General features: G+C 72.3%; 17 protein-coding genes and 1 pseudogene. 11 read left to right on the forward strand and 7 right to left on the reverse strand.

What is annotated here, in order from left to right; translation table 11 throughout:
* Positions 1-7 precede the first annotated feature (7 nt).
* Together ACN28G_RS08980 and ACN28G_RS08985 are read right to left on the reverse strand one after the other, a co-directional pair.
* Positions 8-1,783: a hypothetical protein gene (locus ACN28G_RS08980; protein WP_421481001.1), complete on the reverse strand. Its 1,776-nt coding sequence runs from the start codon at positions 1,781-1,783 to the stop codon at positions 8-10.
* Between the two features lie 120 nt (positions 1,784-1,903).
* Positions 1,904-2,845, reverse strand: a pseudogene (locus tag ACN28G_RS08985) (BTAD domain-containing putative transcriptional regulator); the annotation flags it as partial.
* Positions 2,846-3,438: 593 nt separating this feature from the next.
* Here ACN28G_RS08985 and ACN28G_RS08990 point away from each other — a divergent pair.
* From ACN28G_RS08990 to ACN28G_RS09025, 8 genes are all read left to right on the forward strand, one after another.
* A complete protein-coding gene (locus tag ACN28G_RS08990; RefSeq protein WP_421478888.1) occupies positions 3,439-3,627 on the forward strand; it encodes a hypothetical protein in 189 nt (62 codons plus the stop codon).
* A gap of 261 nt (positions 3,628-3,888) precedes the next feature.
* Positions 3,889-4,116 (forward strand): hypothetical protein, encoded by a 228-nt coding sequence (locus ACN28G_RS08995; protein ID WP_421478889.1) that lies wholly within the window; start codon positions 3,889-3,891, stop codon positions 4,114-4,116.
* Positions 4,117-5,754: 1,638 nt separating this feature from the next.
* Complete coding sequence (locus ACN28G_RS09000; protein ID WP_421478890.1) at positions 5,755-5,958, forward strand: hypothetical protein; 204 nt, start codon at positions 5,755-5,757, stop codon at positions 5,956-5,958.
* A gap of 12 nt (positions 5,959-5,970) precedes the next feature.
* On the forward strand, positions 5,971-6,195 hold the full coding sequence (locus tag ACN28G_RS09005) for a hypothetical protein (RefSeq protein WP_421478891.1): 225 nt from the start codon (positions 5,971-5,973) through the stop codon (positions 6,193-6,195).
* Positions 6,196-6,623: 428 nt separating this feature from the next.
* Positions 6,624-7,064, forward strand: coding sequence for a pantetheine-phosphate adenylyltransferase (gene coaD, locus ACN28G_RS09010; protein ID WP_421478892.1), 441 nt, complete (start codon positions 6,624-6,626; stop codon positions 7,062-7,064).
* 101 nt (positions 7,065-7,165) lie between these two features.
* Positions 7,166-7,876: a ThuA domain-containing protein gene (locus ACN28G_RS09015; protein WP_091437176.1), complete on the forward strand. Its 711-nt coding sequence runs from the start codon at positions 7,166-7,168 to the stop codon at positions 7,874-7,876.
* Positions 7,846-8,973 (forward strand): Gfo/Idh/MocA family protein, encoded by a 1,128-nt coding sequence (locus ACN28G_RS09020; RefSeq protein ID WP_421478893.1) that lies wholly within the window; start codon positions 7,846-7,848, stop codon positions 8,971-8,973. The genes ACN28G_RS09015 and ACN28G_RS09020 overlap by 31 nt, the downstream gene beginning before the upstream one ends.
* Positions 8,974-8,987: 14 nt before the next feature.
* Complete coding sequence (locus tag ACN28G_RS09025; RefSeq protein WP_091437183.1) at positions 8,988-9,743, forward strand: thioesterase II family protein; 756 nt, start codon at positions 8,988-8,990, stop codon at positions 9,741-9,743.
* Here the strand turns inward: ACN28G_RS09025 and ACN28G_RS09030 are convergent.
* The 5 genes from ACN28G_RS09030 to ACN28G_RS09050 are packed head-to-tail and all read right to left on the reverse strand — an operon-like array spanning position 9,731 to position 16,704.
* Positions 9,731-10,978 carry a cytochrome P450 gene (locus ACN28G_RS09030; protein ID WP_091437186.1) on the reverse strand — a complete coding sequence of 416 codons (1,248 nt, stop codon included), beginning with the start codon at positions 10,976-10,978 and terminating at the stop codon, positions 9,731-9,733. The genes ACN28G_RS09025 and ACN28G_RS09030 overlap by 13 nt on opposite strands.
* Positions 10,975-13,356, reverse strand: coding sequence for an SDR family NAD(P)-dependent oxidoreductase (locus ACN28G_RS09035; protein WP_091437189.1), 2,382 nt, complete (start codon positions 13,354-13,356; stop codon positions 10,975-10,977). Before ACN28G_RS09035 ends, ACN28G_RS09030 begins: the two co-directional genes overlap by 4 nt.
* Positions 13,357-13,381: 25 nt before the next feature.
* Positions 13,382-15,652, reverse strand: coding sequence for a beta-ketoacyl synthase N-terminal-like domain-containing protein (locus ACN28G_RS09040; protein WP_091437191.1), 2,271 nt, complete (start codon positions 15,650-15,652; stop codon positions 13,382-13,384).
* 3 nt (positions 15,653-15,655) lie between these two features.
* A complete protein-coding gene (locus ACN28G_RS09045; RefSeq protein WP_091437193.1) occupies positions 15,656-15,916 on the reverse strand; it encodes an acyl carrier protein in 261 nt (86 codons plus the stop codon).
* A 2-nt stretch (positions 15,917-15,918) separates the two neighbouring features.
* On the reverse strand, positions 15,919-16,704 hold the full coding sequence (locus tag ACN28G_RS09050; RefSeq protein WP_175440520.1) for an ACP S-malonyltransferase: 786 nt from the start codon (positions 16,702-16,704) through the stop codon (positions 15,919-15,921).
* A 627-nt stretch (positions 16,705-17,331) separates the two neighbouring features.
* Between ACN28G_RS09050 and ACN28G_RS09055 the strand changes: the two genes are divergently transcribed.
* From ACN28G_RS09055 to ACN28G_RS09065, 3 genes are all read left to right on the forward strand, one after another.
* Positions 17,332-17,880 (forward strand): dihydrofolate reductase family protein, encoded by a 549-nt coding sequence (locus ACN28G_RS09055; protein ID WP_091437197.1) that lies wholly within the window; start codon positions 17,332-17,334, stop codon positions 17,878-17,880.
* 269 nt (positions 17,881-18,149) lie between these two features.
* Positions 18,150-19,397 carry a cellulose-binding domain-containing protein gene (locus ACN28G_RS09060; protein WP_421478894.1) on the forward strand — a complete coding sequence of 416 codons (1,248 nt, stop codon included), beginning with the start codon at positions 18,150-18,152 and terminating at the stop codon, positions 19,395-19,397.
* Positions 19,398-19,563: 166 nt separating this feature from the next.
* Positions 19,564-20,619, forward strand: coding sequence for an SMP-30/gluconolactonase/LRE family protein (locus ACN28G_RS09065; protein ID WP_091437201.1), 1,056 nt, complete (start codon positions 19,564-19,566; stop codon positions 20,617-20,619).
* The last annotated feature ends 8 nt before the right edge of the window (positions 20,620-20,627 follow it).

Raw genomic sequence — 20,627 nt, forward strand, 5'->3', positions numbered from 1 at the left:
TCGGAAATCACGTTTGTCGACGAGTGATGAGCACAAGCTCGTCGAGGAGCCGTTCGGCCCGGCGGGCGTGCAGGAACGCCTCCCGCTCGGCGGACACCGCCCGCGCGTGCTCGGCGGCAGCGGCCACCACCTCGACCGGTTCGCCACGGGCCTGCAGGAACCGGGCCCGCAGCAGGAGCAGCAACCCCTCCGGGTGGCGCTGCCCGCACGAGTCCAGATAGAAGTCGGCCTCATCGAGGGCGGTCGCGGCCGCATCCAGGGCCCCACCGGCGATCAGCATCTCACCGAGGAGACCGTGCCAGGCGGCGACGTCCGAACGCGGAGGGTCGAGCAGGTGCATGGCGATGATCTGCCGGGCCCGCTCCGCGTTGCCGATCGGGTCCTGGCCGGTCACCGCCAGCGCCCAGCAGCGGGCCAGCCGTTGGTAGGTGCCGAGGAAGACGAAGGAGAAACCGGGATCGACCGCGATGCCCCGCCCGGACGCGCGCAGTGCCAGCACCGGATCGCCGGCGATCACCGAGATGCGGGCGGCGGCGCACGCCCACACCGTGACCATGTACGGGTCCTCGCCGGCCAGGTCCTCGATCTCGTCGAGCAGGGCCCGCCCGTCCGCCACGTCACCGTGCAACGTGGCGACCTCGGCCAGCATCGCGGCCATCAACAACTGGAGGTCGTGCCGGACGGGGTCCTCGTCCCGTCGCGGGATGTCGAAGATCATCGGCCGGGAACGGTCGAGGTAGCGGATGGCCTCGCCGATCTGGCCGTAGTCCCACTGTTGCAGGCCCCAGGCGTGCAGGCCGCACGCGAGCACCCACGGGTCGCCGGAGGCCTCCCCCCGTTTGAGCAGCCGGCGGGCCAGCGGGGCACTGCGATCGAGCTCGATGGCCTGGACCAGGGCGACCCACCGGGAGTACAGGAAGCTGGCCGCCTCCCGCTGCAGGCCCAGGCCGCGAGCCAGGTGCTCGGCCCGTTCCAGCAGGTCGGTGACCGAGAAGCCGTACATCGATCGCATGCCGAGCACCGCGGTGAGCTGGGCCAGGGCGGACAGCTCCAGCTCCGCGAGACCGGCGCCGCGCGCCACCTGCACCGCCGACCGTAGGCTCCGCTCGGCGACGTCGAGCGCCGACTTGCCGGCCGCGTGCCGGCCCGCCTGGATCAGCGCCCGGGCCGTCGGGGCCGGCGCGGCGAGCGGGCCGGCGGACCACAGGTGGTGGGCGAGGCGTTCGGCCACCGTCTCGGCATCCGACCCGACCTGCCGCAACGCGTCCGCGATCCGCAGATGCAGCTGGCCGACATGTGCCGGTCGCGTCGTCGCGGCCACCGCCTCGCGTACCAGATCGTGCGTGAACCGCAGCGCGAACGGGTCGTGCGGCCTGGTCTCCAGCATGCCGAGTGCCTCCACCGGTTCCAGCCGTTCCAGGCAGCTGTCGAGGTCGAGACCGGCCGCGCGGGCGAGCAGTCCCAGGTCGACGTCCCGGCCGATCAACGCGGCGATCCGGAGCAGGTCCCGGGCGTCGTCGTCCAGCCCGGCCATCCGGTCGATGACCACGTCCCGCACGGTGGCCGGCACCCCGTCCCGCCCCCGCGGCCGATCGGTGAGCAGCCGGGACAGTTCACGGACGAAGAACGGGTTCCCGGCGGTACGGGTGAGGATGCCGCGGGTCGCGTCGGGGGTGGGAGCCGTACCGGTCTCGCGGCGGATGAGCTCGGCCACCTCGGCTTCGTCCAGGTTGCCCAGGCGGATCCGCTGGTGGCCGGGCACCCGACTGACCGCGGCGAGCATCCGGGACAGCTCGGAGCCGGGCGCCGGGGCCCGGTCGCGCAGTGCCCCGATCACCGTGGTGCGCTGCGGCAGCCGGGCCGTCAGATGGCTGATCAGCCGCAGTGACGCGCTGTCGCCCCACTGCAGGTCGTCGAGCGCGAGCACCACCGGCCGACCCGCCGAGGCCGCTGCGACGATCGCGACGACCTGTTCGAAGAGCCGGCACTGGAAGCCGTTGTCGGGCAGCACCGGCGCCGCGAGGACGTCCCGGCGCGGCTCCAGGAGGCTGCCCAGCTCCCGGCCGACCGACTTCTCCCGAACCTCGGCGGGCAGCCCGTCGAGGACGGCGCGGATGGCCTGCACCCACAGCCACATCGAGGGGCTGCCGCCGTCGTCGAGGCAGTGCCCCCAGACGACGAGGGCACCACGTTGCTCCGCCTCGACGGTGGCCTCGCGGAGCAACCGGGTCTTGCCGATGCCGGGCTCGCCCTGGACGAGCACGAGGGCGGTGCCGCCGGCGAAGGCAACCGCGGTCGCCTGACGGAGGGTCGCGAGTTCGCCGGTCCGGCCGACCAGGCCGCCGCCGGCGAGGGGTTGCGGTACCGGCGGCACGGGCGGTGCCGGCGGTGTCCCGGCCCGCTCGAGCGCGCGACGGTGCGCGGTCCGCAGGGCCGGCCCGGGGTCGACCCCCAGGTGCTCGGCGAGGTCGGCGCGGACGGCCCGGAACACCGTCAGCGCCTGGGCCTGCTGGCCGGCGGCGGAGAGCGCGGTGACCAACTGCGCCTGCACCGGTTCGTGCAGGGGTGCCATCGTGGCCGCCAGGCGCAGGGCCGGCAGGACACGTTGCGGCTGGCCCAACGGGACGGCCAGCTCGGCCGCGGCGACCCCGGCATCGAGGAACTCCCCGTCCAGGGCGGCGAAGAGCGCGACGGCAGCCGGAGCGGGCGCGTACCCGTCCCCGGCCGGACCGCGCCAGAGCGCCAGCGCCCGGACGTACGCGTCGAGGGCGGCCTGGTGCCCACCCTTGGCGAGGTGGGTCCTGGCCGCCGCGACCTGCTCCCGGAAGGTCGACAGATCGAGCATTCCCGCCGAGGTGGTCACCCGATAACCGGTGCCGTGCCGATGCAGGTAGGAGCCCTCCGCGCGGGGCGCCGGGCTCGGGCAGCCCACCGTCCGGTGTGGACGTCAGGTACTCGTCGCCGTAGAGCAGGTAGAAGCACCGGTCGGAGCCGCGCTGCCCGGCCAACACCGGCTGCCACTCCTTGCTGGTGGCGGTGGCGGGCAGCAGCTGCACCGGTCGGCCCTCCACACCGTCCGGGCCGGCGACCCCCAGCTCGGCCTCCGAGCCGGCGGGCGCCGGGACGGGCAGGATGTCCCGCCGTAGTTCGAGGTCGGTCGAGGAGGAGAGGAACCACCGCTGGTACGGCGAGTCGGTCGCGTCCCGGGCCGCCAGCAGGAAGTCGCCGGGCAAGGCCGTGAGCGCCTGGCCGGTCACATAGTTGAGCAGGGTGTACGTGCCGTCACCGTGGTTCACCGGCCGCCACAGCTGGGTCAGCGACGGTGACCAGCCCAGCGCCGCGCGGGCGTCCGGGGCGGCGTCGGCCAGGCCCAGGTAACGGTCGTCGGCCGAGTTGCCCTCCCGCACCCGTTGCAGGCGCAGGTGACCGGGGACCTCGTTGTCCCAGTCCAGCCGCCACTGCTGGGCCCGCGACGGGTCGTACGGGGTGTCCACGACCAGCGGCCCGCCGCCCGGCTCGGCGTCGGCCACGGAGGTGGTGGCGGCGTTGCGCAGCAACGCCTGGCCGGGCCTGGTGGGCGTGGCCAGCGGCGGCACCTGCGCGGCGGCACGCAACTCGAAGCTGTAGGTCACCGGATAGTGGTCGGAGTTGGTGATCGTGATCTCCGTGTGGGCCCGGAAGAGCGTCGGCGCGCCGTTGCCGAAGTCGGTGACCGCGTAGTCCAGCGTGCGTACCGGGCCCAGAGTCGGGTGGGTGTTGCCGTCCGGGGCCATCACGGCGAACTGTTGGGCCGGCAGCGCGGCACGCAGGTTTGCCGGCTCGCGGTTGAAGTCGCCGAGCACGACCCACTCGTACGGGCCGTTCGGACCGGGATTGTTCAGGATCCACGTGCGGATTCTCGCCAACGTGGTCGGCGCGTCGCTGCCGGGGGCGTTGCCGGACCGGGCGTGCACGGTGAAGAAGAACGTCTCGCCGATGCGTACGCCGAGCGCCGGCCGGGCGTTGGCGCCACCGTCCACCACGACCCACTGGTCGGCCCGCTGCTGGGTTGCGATCGCCAGGTTGACGCGGTTCGGGCCATTGGTCGAGGTGTCCGTGTTCAACCAGTACAGGTGATGGGTGGGTTCATCGAGCAGGGCTCCCAGGTAGTACTCGTAGACCGGCGGGAAGACGCCGTTGTTCAGGTACACCTGCTGGCTGTAATGCCCGCGCTCGTGCGCGCTGCCGGCCGGCGGCGACCCGGCCTCCTGGAGCGCCACCGCCAGCGTCCCCTGGGCCAGCATCCCCATCACGGTCGGGTATTTGTTCTCGTAGATCCCCTCCGCGCCGGAACCCGCGCCCTGCATGTTCCAGGTGGCGACGTTCTGCCGGTTGCCGTCGCGCGGTTCGAGCTGGCCGACGTCGCGCAGGAACAGCGACGGCCACCGCTGGCCGGTCCGCACCGCCACACCCTGGCCGGCGTAGTCCGCGGTCTCCCGGCCGGACCAGTCCTTGATCGGCGCACCGCCCTGACCCAGCGGCGCGAACGCGCGCGGATCGGCCTGGTCGGAGCCGAACTGGTAGATCGCCTCCGCGTCGCCGCCCTCGCCCGAATACGGCTCGTAGGGCAGGTAGGGCCCGCCGGCGACGGACTGTTTGATCATCGTGTTGCGGTGGAAGACGTTCTGCGGGCCGGACGCGCCGGACCACTTGATGGCCTTGGCCGCCGCCGCCCACCAGATCGGGAACCAGGTGCCGTCCTCCAACTCGCCGCCCTCACCGCCGCAGTTGGCGGTGCAACTGCCGGAGCGGTGCTCGTACGGGATTCGGACCGTGTTGCCCTCGAACAGGTTGTACCGCTCCCAACCGCCGTGCAGGTTGAGGTCGGAGTCGAGGTCGTTGCCGAACGCCACGTTGCCGCTGGCCGACCACTGGAAGGTGAAGTGCCGCAGGTTCCGGCTGGTGTTGTACGCCCACAGCGAGTCCCAGACCCGGCTGCCGCGCAGGTACCCGTTGCCGCCCTTGCCCTTGTTCCACGCCCCGTCGAACGTGTTGTGTTCGATCTGCAGGTTACGGGCCACCTCGGTGACGATCGGATGCGAGCCGGTCATCGAGCCGGCCAGCCCCCGAGCCCAGCTGTTCGCCGCCCACTTGAAGGCGATGCCGTGCATGGCGTACTCGGGGGCCAGGTTGCCGTAGTTGTGCACCGCGTCGACCGGGCTCGGCTGGTAGACCCCGCCGAGCAGCTTCGGCAGGCCGGACATCTCCTGGGAGAAGGCGAAGTTCTCGAAGCCGACCCCCTCCACCGCCCGCAGCGGCGTTATCTTGCTGACGTAGACGTTGCCGGCGATCGGCGCGGACCCGTCCGAGGTGGAGTCGACCGGCACGTCGTACTCCAGCGGGCGGTCCAGGGTGACCGTCTTCGCGGTCTTGTTCACCGCGGTCGCCCGGAACATCTGCTGGCGCATGTGCAGGTTCTCGCGGGTGCCCGGATCGTCCGGGGAGAGCCCCTGCTGCTCGTAGAAGCGCAGGCTGTTGGCGACGCCGACCCAGACGTAACCGCCGGCGCGGAAGCCGTCCATCTTGGCCTTGGCGTCCAGCCGGATCACGTGCTGCCCGGCGCGGGCCGAGAAACCCGGATCGGTGCCGGCCGCGGCCAGCTTCTGGCCGGAGGCCCAGTGCTGGTTGACGGAGCCCTCGAACAGGTCCTTGCGGTTGGCGGGGGCCGCGGACCACTCGTCGAGGTACCGCTCGGCGACCTCCCGGGTCTGCACCTTGAACAGCGCCCGACCGGGCCAGATCCAACCACCGGTGCCGGTGTCCGGCGCCGAACCGAACGTCATGGTGTCCTGGTTCCACCGGCTGCCGTCGGCGGTCAGCGTGTCGTACCGGGTGTTGACGTCCGGCCGGAAGACGACCCGGGTGCCGCCGCTGCCGGCGCCCTGGCCCCGCAGCACCAGGAAGTTCGCGTCGACGTAGATCTGCCGGGAGATGTCGATCCGCCCGGCCGGCAACGCGATCAGCGACAGCCGGCGGGCGTTGCCCGACGGCGAACAGTCGGCCTTGATCCGGTCGATGGCCGACTGCAGGCCCACGCTGTCGTCCACCGCGTCGTCGGCGCGGACCCCGAACTCGCTGGCCAACCGGGCCGGGGTGACGGTGCAGGCGCCACCGGCCAGGTCGCCGTCGGAGGGCAGCTCCTGGCCGCCGAGGTAGCCGACCCGGGACCAGTCGGGCATCCCGGCGACGGGGCCGACCCGGTTGCCGGCGGTCAGGTCGGCGTCGCCGGCGACGCCCGCCGGCAGCGACGCCGTCTCGGCCGACGCGGAAGGCGCCGCCCCGGCCGGTGCCGGCGGAGGAACTGCGACGGCCGGTACGAGTAGTAGTAATCCCAGCGCAGCGCGGATGGCGCGGACCATGGAACCTCTCTCCGCTTCGGTGTGTAGGTGCCGGCTGCCGGCGGTCCCGTCGATCCGGTACGACCTCGCCGAGGGCACGCCTGGGAGGCTAGGTCGACCCAGTTGACAACCACTGACTTCCGGCCTCCCGACCCACGCCACCGGTTCACTCGTGCCGTCCGGTTCGGCGGGGCAACTGGATGTCCGGGGGCGGCGGAGCCGGCGGCCGACACCTACAGTCGGGCCATGCCCGAACCAGCGACGGGGCCGGCGCGCACTCCCGTGCGCGCGGTCTACCCCGGCAGCTTCGATCCGTTCACCCCCGGGCACCTGCACGTGGTGGACCGGGCCCGCGAACTCTTCGACGAGGTGGTCGTGCTGGTCGCGGTCAACGGCGGCAAGCAACCCGGCACCGACGCGCAGCAGCGGGCCGCCGCCGTCCGGGCCGTGCTGCCGGCCGGGTGGACCTCGGTCACCGTGGCGGCCTGGCACGGGTTGACCGCCGACTACTGCCGTGCGCACGAGGTGGCGGTGATCGTCCGCGGCGTCCGTAACCCCACCGACCTGGAGGCCGAGTACCGGCTGGCCGCGATCAACCAGTCGCTGGGGGTCCGCACGGTGCTGCTGCCCGCCCGGCCCGAACTGGTCGCGGTCTCCTCGACCGCGGTACGCCTGCGGGACACCTGAGGACGTACCCCTGGCCGTCCCGGGTGGACAACTTTGGATGGATGGGGTCAGATGGCGGGAACGAAGAGCCCGGTGACGACGTACCGGGGAAGGGGGCGACGGTGGCGCGACGCAGGGCGTTGGTGGTCCGCGGCGGGTGGGCGGGGCACCAGCCGGTCAAGGCGACGGAGCTGTTCATCCCGTTCCTCGAAGCCCACGACTACGCGGTACGCGTCGAGGAGTCCACGGAGGTCTACGCCGACGCCGCCGCGATGGCCGACACCGATCTCGTCGTGCAGTGCGTGACGATGTCGCAGATCACCGCCGAACAGGTGGCGGGGCTGAGCGCCGCGGTCGTCGCCGGGACGGGTCTCACCGGCTGGCACGGCGGCATCGTGGACTCGTTCCGCGCCTCGGCGGAGTACCTGCACCTGGTGGGCGGCCAGTTCGCGACCCACCCGGGCAAGGAGCCGTGCGAGCGTCGCGGTGGGGAGGAGGACAACTTCCTGCCGCACCGGGTGCACGTCACCGACCTGGGACGCGACCATCCGATCACGGCGGGGATCGGGGACCTGGACCTGGTCACCGAGCAGTACTGGGTGCTGCACGACGACCTGATCGACGTGCTGGCCACCACCAGCCACCCCACCGCGTCCTGGCAGCCGTGGCACCGGCCGGTCACCTCGCCGGCGATCTGGACCCGCCGGTGGGGTGCCGGGCGGGTAGTGGTGACCACCCCCGGCCACAGCCTCGACGTGCTGGAGCACCCGGGTGTGCGTACCGTCATCGAGAGGGGGATGGTGTGGGCGACCCGCACCTCGTCGGCGTCGTAGGCCTCGGGGTCATCTCCCGGGCGTACCTGGACACGCTCGTCGGTCACCCCGCGGTGCGCGTCGTGGCGGTGGCCGACCTGGACGCCACCCGGTCGGCGGCGACCGCCGCCGCCGTTCCCGGCGCCGAGGCGTCGACCGTCGAGGAGCTGCTCGACCGCCCCGACGTGGAGACCGTGCTCAACCTCACCACGCCCGCCGCACACGCCGGGATCTCCCTCGCCGCGATCGACGCGGGCAAGAACGTGTACGTCGAGAAGCCGCTCGCCGCCGCGTTCCCGGACGGCCGTGCGGTGATCGAGCGGGCCGCGTCGGCCGGCGTCCGGGTCGGGTGCGCGCCGGACACCGTGCTGGGCACCGGTACGCAGACGGCCCGCGCGGCGATCGACGACGGGCTCATCGGGCGTCCGCTCTCCGCCTCGGCGGTCATGGTCACCGCCGGGCACGAGCGGTGGCATCCCGACCCCGACTTCTACTACGCCCCGGGCGGCGGCCCGCTGCTGGACATGGGGCCGTACTACGTCTCCGCACTCGTCCACCTGCTCGGGCCGGTCCGGGCGGTCAACGGAGCCGCCAGCCGGCTGCGCGGCGAGCGCGTGATCGGCTCGGGCCCGCGCCTCGGTCACCGGATCGCGGTGCAGGTGGACACCCACGTGACCGGGGTGCTGGAACACGTCGACGGTGCCCTCTCCACCCTCACGACCAGCTTCGACGGCGTCGCGACCACGGCCGCGCCGATCGAGGTGCACGGGGTGGACGGGTCGCTGGCCGTACCCGACCCGAACCACTTCGACGGCGCGGTCCGGCTGTTCACCCTCGGCGGCACCGGCTGGCACGTTCTCGAACCCCGGGCCGGCTACGTCGAGGCGTCAAGGGGCATCGGCCTGCTCGACGCCGTCACCGCCGACGGTCGGCGTCCGCCCCGGGCCGGCGGCGACGTCGGTCTGCACGTGCTCGACACGATGACCACGCTGCTGCGGGCGGCGGCCGAAGGACGACGGATCGAGCTGACCACGACGGCGGACCGGCCCCTGCCGGTCCCGCTCACCCCGGCCGAGCAGTGGCGGGCGTCGCGCGCCCATCGCACCCGGGCACGCTGACCACGGAGAATGTGATGAACAGGGACGACAGTCGGTGGCTGCGCAACTACCGCCCCGGTCCGCCCCGGACGGCTCAGCTGGTCTGCTTCCCACACGCGAGCGGATCGGCCAGTTTCTTCCTGCCGATGTCCCGTGCCCTCAGCGACGACCTCCAAGTGCTCGCGGTCCAGTACCCCGGTCGGGCGGACCGCCGTGGCGAACCGACGGTACCCACCATCGGGGCGCTCGCCGACGCGGTGGCCGAGGAACTGGCCGGGCGGCTGGCACGGCCCACCGCGCTCTTCGGCCACAGCATGGGAGGACTTGTCGCCTTCGAGGTTGCCCGACGGCTGGAGGCACAGGGCCACCGCCTGCTTCGGCTGTTCGTCTCGGGGTGTCGCGCGCCGTCGCGTCGTCGCCCACGTGCCGTCGAGCTGCGTGACGAGGCAGACGTGCTCGCCGAGCTGGAACGGCTGGGCGGCACGGATCCGCGACTGCTGGACGACCGCCAGGCGCTGCGCGCCGTTCTGCCCACCATGCGCAACGACTACCGGGCCATCGACGCCTACCGTCTCGCGCCCGACGCCGTGCCGTTGCGCACCCCGATCCACGCCCACGTCGGAGACAGCGACCCGGAGGTCCTGCCGGAGGAGGCCGAGGCGTGGCGGGGGCACACCACCGGCCCCTTCGACCTGCGCACGTACCCGGGCGGCCACTTCTACCTCAGCTCACCCGGCTGTGACCTGGCGTCGGTGCTGCGCGCGGAGCTGTCCACCGGTCAGCGTGCGTGACCCGCCCCGGGCGCCGGGGTCACCTGGACCTCAAGCCTGCGGAACCGGCGCACCACCGTGCGGTTCTGCCGCTGCGGCGGGCTGACCGAGGCCAACGCGTCGACCCTGCGGGCGAGGTGAGCGAAGGCGGTCTCGGCGGTGACCAGGGCCAGTTCGGCTCCGGCGCAGCGGTGTGTCCCCAGGCCGAACGACAGGACGTCCCGGGGATCCGCGCCGGGCCCGACGAACCTGTCGGCGAGGAAGTCGTCCGGATTCGCGAATCGCCGGGCGTCCCGGCCGATCGCGCCCAGACACACGAGGATCAGGCTGCCCCGGGCGATGGGTAGTCCACCCAGTTCGGTGTCGGTGGCCGCGACCCTGGCGCCGTACTGGATCGGCGGATCGTGGCGAAGGGTCTCCAGCACGAACGACCTCAACAGGACGTCGTCGGCACGCAACCGGCCGAGCAGGTCATTGTCCCGGGCGAGCTGGAACAGCCCGCTGCCGAGCAGCGAACCCGTGGTCACGGTTCCCGCGCTGAGCACGAAGATCAGGTTGCTGACGACGTCCTGCTCGTCCAGGGAGTCCTCCGCGGCCAGCAGTCCGGCCAGGCTGGCGTCGTCGGCCGAGCGGCCCGAGCAGGTCTTCCGGACGTAGGAGACCAGCTGGACGGCCGCGTCGTCGGCGGACGCAAGCCGCCGGTCCGGCGGATGCATCTCGTTGCGCTCCAGGAACATGTCGAGCCACGCCATCACCTGGTCGACGTCGTCCTGCGGGAGGCCGAGCAGCTCGACCATCACGGAGTTCGGGACGGTGGTGAACGACCGGGTCGCGTCGACGGGGCCGTCCCCGGCGACCAGCGCGGCGACCTGCGCGGCGACGTGCCGTTCGATCATCGGACGCAGCAGCCGCACCCGTCTGGGATTGACGAACCGGGACACCAGGCGACGTGCCGGTTGGTTGTCCGGCGGGTTGCGGAACAGCAGGCTGTGGTACAGCAGGGTGGTCGACGGATGGTTCCGCCAGCCCGGCCAGGAGCGGTCGGCGTAGCCAGGATCGGGCACCGGGAACAGCTGGGTGTCCAGCAGAACGTCGGAACCCTCCTGGAACCCCAGGACTATCACGCGGTCGCCGCCGACGGGCAGGACGGGCGTCTGCTCCACCAGGTCGCGGTAGAGCGGATAGGGGTTCGCCCGTCCCTCCGGGCTGAACAGTCGCAGCAGCGCGTCCCGGGGGCCGCTCGCGGACGGGGTCACCGCACCGGCTCCCGTCCGCTGACCACGCCGCCCTCCATCGTGAGGAGCGCCTCACCACTTCCCGACCTGAGGGCGACACCGTCCGCGGTGCCGTCGCGGTGGTCGACGCGCAGCTGGACATCGTGCCCGGTCTGAGCCAACGCGAGGTCGTTTTCCGTGGTGTGCAGCGTCAGTTCCCGGATCACGTGCGGTGTCGCGTACCGGCCGGGGGTGCCGGTCAGACAGGCCGTCTGCAACAGGGCGTCGACAAGCAGCCACGGGATCCGGTGCCGGGCGAAGAACTCGTCGTCGCCGGTGGCGAGGGGGGGCTCCCACCTCGCCGAGGTGAGCCGTGGCTCGAGGCGTACGTCCCGGAGCTGGTCGAAGATCCCGGACATCGCCATCGTGGCAGCGGCCCGTCTTGTGCTCACCGGCCGTAGGCGGGAGAGCTGATCGGAGGGGTCGGCGGCACCGATCGGGACCACGACCTCGAAGTGCGGGACCCGCCGGTCGTGGCCAGCGCCGGGAACCCGCGAGTGGATACCGGCCCGCAGCACGCCGCGGTCGACTCCCCCCGGGTGGTACGAGGCGGTGAACACGTACCTGACCACCTGCGGGTCCACCGCGATGGGTGCCTGGAAGCGGATGTCGCGGAAGGTGCGCACCGCCGCCGACCCGGTCAGGTGGGTGGCGGCCTCCGCCGCGAGTTCCAGGGCCAGGGCTCCGGGAACGAGTGCCCGTGCCTGGCGGACGTGCCCGTACAGGTGTGGGTACCGGTCCAGGTCGAGTTCCCAGACGAGGTCCTGGCCGTCCATCGACGACGGTTCACCGAGGTAGGGGCTGCGGGGCACGGCGTCCACCAGCGCGGGGAACCGGGTACGCAGCATCGCCAGTTCCGCCTCGCCCAACGGTGTGGAAACGGGTGGCCGGTGCGGTCGGTGGGCCTCCACTTCGGCGTTGAAGAGGCGTTGGCCCTCGGCGTCGCCGATCAGGCCGAGTTGTCCCGCCGTGGCGGTGTACTCGGTGAAGCCGGTCCGGGGCCCGAGCCCCGACTCGCCCCACAGGCTCCAGCAGATGGCGAACTCGGCGGTTCCGGAGTATGCGCTCTGGTAGCGCGCCGCGGAGTTCAGGAAGTCGTTCGCCGGGCCGTAGTCACTCTCCCCGGCCAGGCCGAAGGCTCCGGCGACGGAGCTGAAGTTGCACCACAGACTGGGTTCGAGGGCGCCGAACGCTGCCTGGAGATGGTGGTAACCGGCCACTTTCGTGTCCCGTACCCGTCGGAAGGTGGCCAGGTCCTTGGCCGCCAACCGGCGTGCGCCGCTGATGCCCGCGCCGTTGATGACTAGGTCGAGGCGGGGGGTCGTGTGGCGGATCGTCTCCGCCGCGCGACGGACGGCGGTCGCGTCGGTGACGTCACAACCCAGATAGCGGACCCGGGCGGCGCCGAAGCGCTGCCGCAGGACGGCGAGCTGCGACAGGGACTCCCGGGACCTGCGACACCGGTCGTAGTAGGCGCGCACCTGGGCCAGGTGGACCTCGGGATCGGCCGCCCGGCGTCGGCGCACGTACTCGGCGCTGCTGCTGTCACCGATCTCGCGTGCCTGCGCCACCATCGTCTCCGGATCGGTGCTGCCGAGCAGCCACAGCGCCGATGGTGCGGTGCGCAGGCCTTCGAGACATCGGGCGGTGATGCCGCGGGACCCGCCCACCGCGAGCACGACCGGTCCCTCGCCCGTCGACCCGGGAGCAACGTCCGCGTCGACGCTGATGGTGCGGACGGGCAACAGCCGCTCCTCCAGGCGCGTGCCGGACGTCGATCGCCCTCGGTAGTAGGCCACGGGTAGGCCACGCACGCAGCCGGACTCACGACGCAGCTGCCGCAGTGCCGTCGACAGGGTGGCCGCGTCCGTCACCACGGCGTACGCCCGAGTGTGCGGTAGCTCCCAGGCGATGGCCTTCACCAGGCCGGTGATCAGCGCCGCGTGTGGGTGCGGGATACCGCCCCGCAGGGGATCCAGGACGACAGCGGCCACCGAGGAGTCCGGCAGGTCGGCGTGGGCCATCCGTCTGGCGGCCAGGAAGGCCGCTTCCTGCAGGGCGAGCAACCGTGGCTCGGGTGCCGCCGGCCAGCCGGCCGCGTGCAGCGAGGTGATGACGCGCAGGTGACCGGGGACGCCGTCGGAGACGGTGACGAGCCGGACGAGCGCCTGCTCGTTCCAGCCGGCCGCCTCGGGTGGTACGACCACGGTGGTGACAACCGGTTCTGCCTGCTGGGACAGCTGCCGGGCGACAGCCGCGTCATCGGTGAGTACCAGCGAGTCCGCGGGCAGCGGGTCGCACTCCGCCGACCCCGGCACCGCCGGACGGGCAACGATCTGGAGCGAGTACGACCGGTTCATCGCGGGCCTCCCGGGACAGGTCGCCTCATGACGGGGGGAGCACGGTGACGGTCGGACCGGCCGGGCCGGAGAAACGTCGGGGCAGAGTGCCGTCGGAGACGGACCGCAGCACACCGACGAACGCGTCGGCGGCGAGATAACTCGGCTGCTCCCTCGCGTCGGCCGCCTGGGGATCCGCGCGCAGGTCGGTCCGCACCCGGGCGAGCACCTGCCAGCCCCGCGCCCGGGCCGTCTCGGGACGCGCGAGCGCGACCGCGTACGCGCCCTCGGCGACCTCCTGCGGGCCGAGCCCGAGCGACTGCGCGTTCAGCTCCACCGGGCCGGCGTTCCACGCCAGCACCAGGGCGAGGTCGATGTCGCCCCGGCGCAGGTAGCAGCCCGCCGCGTGCAGGGCCGCCAACCCGGAGGACGGACCAGAATCCATCATCATGGTGGGCCCGTGCAGGTCCCGACGGTTCGCCACCCAGCCGAGCGCCGTGGACGACATCCGCCCGACCAGGCTGTAGGGACCGATCGCCGCGGTACCGGATCGATGTTTCCGCAGGTAGTCGGCTGCGGCGCGGGCCTGCGCGCCGTCCAGCGACCGGGCCAGCCCGCCGCCCAGGCACCGGAGCGTGGAGTCGACTGCGGACTGGGTGAGACCGTAGTGCGCGCCGAAGACGCCGGTGCGTTCGCCCAGGCCGTCCCAGAGCAGGCCCCGGTCGGTGTCGGCGGCCCCGAGCCGGTCGACCAGCTCCACCACCAGCAGTTGGCTCGGGTCCAGCTGGGCGGCCACCTTCGGCGGGATCATCGTCGTGGCGAACGGCGGGATCGGGTAGGGACGCTCCAGGCGCAGCGCCTCGGCGGGTGCCTCTCCCGTGGACAGCCGCGTGGCGATCGCCTCGTCGTCCGGCCGTCCCGGCAGCAGGGCGCTCCAGCGGACGAGCACCAGCTCGTCACCGAGCGACGGTGCCGACGACCGTACCGGGTGCTCCCGTGCGTCGGGGGCGGTCAACAGCTGGTATCCGTTGATGCCCCCCAGTCCGCAGGCGAAGACCCCCACGTACGGCGGCTGCCCGTCCGTCGCCGAGCTGTCCAGCTCCACCGGCGTCGAGGGGACCCGCACCGGCAGCGAGCGGGCGTAGTCGGGCAGCGCCGTGTGGTGGGGCTGACGAGGGATCGTCGACCGGTGCAGGCCAAGTGCCGCCTGGACGAGGGAGACCGCTCCGCACGCCATTCCGGTGTGGCCGAGCGTGGGCTTGTTGCCGGTCACCCACGGCGTGCCACCGGCGTGCGCCGTGGCGATGGAGCGCAGCTCGGTGGCGTCACCGGCGAGGGTGGCAGTGCCGTGTCCCACCACCCACGCCACCTGACCGCCGGGCACGTCGTTGACCTCCCGCGCCCGGCTCATCGCCCGAACCTGGCCCTCCTGGCTGGGCGCGAAGATCGCCTTACTCTTGCCGTCGGAGGCGGCACCGAAGCCGGCGAGCACCGCCAGGATCGTGTCCTGGTCGCGGCGGGCGTCGCTCAGGCGTTTGAGGGTGACGAGTGCGGCGCCCTCCGAGAAGAGGGTGCCGTCGGCCGCCGAGTCGAAGGCGCGTACCTCGTCGGACGGCGAGAGCGTGCCCATCTCCGAGAAGTAGACCTGCCGGAGCGGTCCGTGTGAGCTCACCCCGCCGCAGAAGGCGACGTCCACCGCGCCGTCGAGCAGGTGTCTGACCCCGAGGTCCACCGCGTACAGCGAGGATGGACAGATGTTGTCGACGACCAGTATGGGGGTGTCCGGCGGCAGGAGGCCGTCGATCGCCCGCCGGGCCTGGGCGTACGGGAGCAGCTCACCATGGGCCACGCCGGCACAGGGGTCGGCCCGCGCCAGTCGGCGTCTGATCCGTTCGCTGACCCGGGCGTCGTCCGGATCCACCGACAGGTGTCTCGCCGTGCCGGCGGCGAGCAGGTCCGCGGTGAGCGCCAAATCGATCTCGTAGCTGGTGTCCGTGGACGCGGCTACGAAGAGTCCGGGTCGTGTCGGCTGCCTGGACGTGCCGGCCAGGCACTGCCGTAGGGCGTGCCGCAGCCAACCAGCCTGCAGGTCTCCGGCCGTCTCCCCGGAGTCCGCACCCACCGCACCGAAGCGGAGGTCGTACGCCTGACCGGTCTCGGCCTCGGCCTCGGCGGTCAACGCCTCGTGCCCCCGGAACCGGTCCGGTGTCGCCAGCCGGAAGGGGCCGTCCTGGGCTCGTTGCCAGAGCTCCTCGACCGTATCGCAACCGGGGACCACCACGCCTGCCCCCACCAGGCAGACCTGCTCGGCGGGCACCGCTCAGCCCTTTGTTGTGGAGCCGAGGTGCTGCAGCAGGTCGGCCACCGAACGGACGGTGAGCGTCGCCGGCGACTCGGCCCCTGCGGTGTCCACCGCCCACATCTCACCGGCGCGTGCGAGCACGATCCGGTGCTGGAGGGAGTCCAGACCCAGCTCCGCTTCCAGGTCCACGTCTGGCGTGACCACGTCTTCGGGAAGTTCCAGCACAGTGGCGTACATCTTCTGGAGGTTCTGCAGGACGGCGTCGTTCTCGGGCAGCATGGCTACTCCTCACGGTACTGCTGGATGGTGGCTTCGGTCGGACGTGTCCGGAACGGCGTGACGACGCGGGCGTCGTTGCCCACGATTTCGGCGACGAACCGGGACAGGCCGTCCCGGAGGCCGCATTCCACGAACCGGTCCACCCCGGCCTCCCGCAGGTCACGCACGGCCTGTGGGAAGTTCAGCGGACGGACCAACTGCGCCCCGACCACCGTGAGCAGATCGTCGTCCGGGGTGATCCGTCGCCCCAGGATCGTCGAGTGCACGGGTGTGCGTGGCACCCCCGGCTGGATGCCGTGTATCGCTTCCCGGTAGTGCCGCAGGGCGGCAGCGAGCAGGGGATGATGCTGCGGGTACGGGCCGGTGCGCAGCCTCGTCGCCACGATGCCTCGCAAGTCGGCGGTCCGCAGCAGTCGCTGCACCTGCGCGGCGGGCCCGGAGAGAATCACCTGGGTCGGGCTGTTCGCCGCGGCGACGACGACATCGGCTTCCTGCTGGGCAAGCTCCTCCGCCGCGTCGGGGGAGAGCATGAACGCCGCGGTCGCCGCGGTCGGTTCCGCGTGGGCCTGGAGAGCGCGAGCCCGCTCACCCAGCAGGCGTGCCCCGTCCTCGACAGTGAATCCCCCCGCCGCGACCAGGGAGGTGATCTCCCCAAGGCTGTGCCCGACCAGGACGTCGGCCCGGAGTCCGAGTTCGTCCTGGATGATTCGCCAGCAACAGAGCTGGAGGTGGTAGGTGCGCAGCTCCGTCGACGGGTCCCAGGTGTCCGGAGCCGGATCGGAGAGCACGGACGGCCAGCCCTGCGCGACACTGACGGCATCGATTCGTTCGGCGAAGTCCGCCGCTATGCGTCGGCCCGGTGAATAGTGCGCGAAGGGAGTCGAGAAATAGGATCCGGCACCGGGAAACATAAAGGCGGTAACCATGGATCTGCGGCTCCAATCCGACCGGAGTCGCGGCTGCCTGTCTGCCGCACAGGAAATCGGCTGCGGAGGGTGACAAAAGTGGACTACGGCTTGGCTGTGTCAGGGGCGCGACGTTTGCCCAAGGTATCCCAAGGTTACAGCCTCGGCAAGGTGCTATTTCCACAGTTCTGTTAGGAACCTAATCAGTCATCGACTCATTGGGCACGGTTCGACACCCGGCGCTTACTGTCAGTCGCCATGGTCGATAGTGGCCGCTTGGAGTGAGGAGCCGCAATTACTCCCTTGTGGTCGGTCGGTGGCGTCGGGCAGATGTTCTGCTTCGCCGGAATGCTGATCGGCCACGTCGGCGGCCAACCGTGGTCGATCCCGCCCGGCACCCCTTGCGGAGCACCCGCCCGCCGGGGCCGGGACGGTTCTGCGGCCCATCAGGGGTCAGCTGCTGGTATGTCGGTGGCCGGGCTCGGCACCCGGCGCGGTTATCCTGACGGAATGCGACCGCTCAGGTACTCCATAAACGTCACGCTGGACGGGTGCTGCGACCACCGCGGGCCAGTGCCGGACGAGGAGCTGCACCGGCACCATGCCGAGAACCTCAGTCGGGCCGACGCGCTGCTGCTGGGTCGGGTGACCTACCAGATGATGGAGTCGGCGTGGCGGCTGCCGATGGCCCCGGGGGTGATGCCCGACTGGACCGAACCCTTTGCCCGGACGATCGACGCGGCCAAGAAGTACGTCGTGTCGAGCACCCTGGACCGGGTCGACTGGAACGCCGAACTCGTGCGCGGGGATCTGGAAACGGCCGTGCGGCGGCTCAAGGAGGAGCCGGGTGACGGGCTGTTCGTGGGCGGTGTGCAGCTCCCGCAGGCGCTGGCGGAGCTGGGCCTGATCGACGAGTACGAGTTCGTGGTGCACCCGCGGCTGGCCGGCCACGGGCCGACGCTGTTCGCGGGGCTGTCGACGCCCGTCGACCTGAAGCTCGTGGGTCGCAAGGAGTTCGACTCGGGTGCGGTGGCGATGCGGTACCAGTCGAAGGGCTGACCGTCGGGTCCGGGCGGTCGGTCGGGTGGTGGGCCGAGGCTTGCATCGATAGTTGTCGGTCAATAGATTGATGGTGGGCGCCGCCGGGGTCCGGGTGACCGGGCCGTCGGCGGCTGGCAGGTCACCCCGGGCCGGGGCACGTCGGTGACACGTACCGACCAGTCGTTGTGGCGCACCGCCGCGCCGCACCCCGGGCGGGTCGTCGCGCCGCTTCGGCCAGGACGCGCGCCGCCGCAGCCCCACCCGACCGATCGCAGAAGGACCCTCCCATGACGATGCTTCGTGCTCGCCCCACCCCGCTGCTGGCGGTGGTTGTCGCCCTGACCGCCACCGTGTCCGCCACCGGCGCGGCCCTGCTCGCCAGTCCCGCCGCGGCCGCGGCGGGCTGCCGGGTCGACTACACGCCCAACCAGTGGCCCGGCGGGTTCACCGCCGCCGTCCGGGTGTCTCCCGGCACCACCGCCGTGTCCAGTTGGACCGTCACCTGGACCTACGCCGGGGACGAGCGCGTCACGAACGGCTGGAACGCCACCGTCAGCCAGACCGGTGCCACGGTGACCGCCCGCAGCCTGTCCTACAACGGCAGCATTCCGGCTGGCGGCTCCACCGAGTTCGGCGTGCAGGGCACCTTCGGTGCCAGCGGCGGCGCGCCGACCGGGTTCAGCGTGAACGGCGTGGCGTGCGACGGCACCGGCCCCACCCCGACCACCCCACCACCGGTCACGACCCCGCCGACCACGCCACCCCCGTCGACCACCGCCCCGCCCACCACGCCGCCGCCGACGACCCCGCCACCCACCACGCCTCCACCCACGACGCCTCCGCCGGCCGGGTGTGCCGGTGCGGTGCTCTGTGACGGCTTCGAGAACCAGGCCGGTGCGACGCCGTCGGGCGACTGGGCCGTGGTGAGCCCGGACTGCTCCGGCACCGGCACGGCCACCATCGACCCGACCACCGCGCACAGCGGCAGCCGGTCGGTGCGGATCAACGGCACGGCCGGGTACTGCAACCACGTGTTCGTCAGGTCCACCAGGAACCTCAGCGGCCTGGGTAGTGTCCGGTACGGCCGGATCTGGGTACGCCACACCACCGCCCAGCCCACCGAGCACACCACGATGGTGGCGATGGCCGACGCCGCCGACGGCAACCGGGACCTGCGGCTGGGTGGCCAGAACGGTGCCCTGCAGTGGAACCGTGCCTCCGACGACGCGACCCTGCCCGAGCAGAGTCCGGCCGGGGTGGCGCAGAGCCTGCCGCTGCCCACCAACCGGTGGGTCTGTGTGGAGTTCATGGTCGACGGCTCGGCCGGTCAGCTGCGTACCTGGGTGGACGGCACCGCCGTCGCCGGGCTGGCCGCGGACGGCACGCCGACGCACGACATCGACGGTCAGTGGTACAACCGGACCTGGCGACCGCAGCTCACCGACCTGAAGCTGGGCTGGGAGAGCTACGGCGGCGGGGCCGACACCCTCTGGTACGACGACGTGGCGCTCGGCTCCACCCGGATCGGCTGCTGAGCCGTCCCGCCCCCGGGCCGCCCTGGGCGTGAGCCGCGCCCGACACCCGTGCGGTTCGGCGGCTCCTCGCATATGCTGCCCGTGTCTAATCGATGCAAATGAATGTGTGGTCGGGTGGTGCCGGTGCTCGTCGCCGGCGCGGCCCCACCGCCGATCGGAGCCCGCGATGGTCCTGCGCCCCGCTGCCGCCGCGCTGGCCAGCCTCTGCCTGGCCCTACCCGCCGCCGTCCCGGCCGACGCCGCCGTCGCAGCACCCCGAGCGGTCGGTGCCGACGCGTACGTCCCGGCCGCCGACCTCCCACCCGGTGCCCCGCCCGGGGTCTGTGAGCCCGGCACCGGGTACGGGCCGCCGTTGCCGACGTCGGCGATGTCGGCCACCCGGATCCGCGGCGGGTTCTCCTTCCTCGAAGGGCCGGTCTGGCTGGCCGACCGGGGTCAGCTGCTCTTCTCCGACATGGGCGCGGCCACCGGGCCGGAGAACGTCCAGCCCTCGACGATCCGCCGGTTCACCCCGCCGTCGACCTTCGACACGTTCCTCGCCGGTGCGGGCAGCAACGGGCTCGCGCTCAGCCCCGACGCGCAGAGCCTGGTCGCCGCCACGCACGACCGGCGCAGCGTCTCGTCGTACCGGATCGCCGACCTGACCCGCGGCGTGGTCGCCGCCACCTACCAGGGCCGGGCGTTCAACTCGCCGAACGACGTGGCGGTGCGCGCCGACGGCGTCGTCTACTTCACCGACCCCACCTTCCAGCGTGGCGCGCGCGGCGACCAGATGAACGGGCGGACCGGGGTCTTCCGCGTCTCCGGCGGCCAGGTGGCGCTGGTCGACGACACCCTGCGCCAGCCCAACGGCATCGCGCTCTCCCCGGACGGCAGCACGCTCTACGTGGGCGCCTACGGCGAGAACCGGATCTACCGGTACGCCGTGCGACCCGACGGCAGCACCGGTGACCGCAGCGTGTTCGTCACCTACGTCGGCGGCCCGGACGGCGCCACCGTCGACTGCGCCGGGAACGTGTACTGGGCCTCGGGCACCGACGGACTGGTCCACGTCTACGCGCCGACGGGCAACCAGCTCGGCACGGTCCGCTCCGGCTCGACGGGCACCACCAACGTGGCGTTCGGCGGGGCCGACCGGCGGACCCTCTACGTCACCTCGGGGCCGCGCAACGACTCCGGGCTGTACCAGGTACGCCTCGACGTGCCCGGCTACCCGTACTGACAGCAGGC

Origin of the sequence: Micromonospora sp. WMMA1923, assembly GCF_049179195.1 — a bacterium.
Taxonomy (GTDB): Bacteria; Actinomycetota; Actinomycetes; order Mycobacteriales; family Micromonosporaceae; genus Micromonospora; species Micromonospora yangpuensis.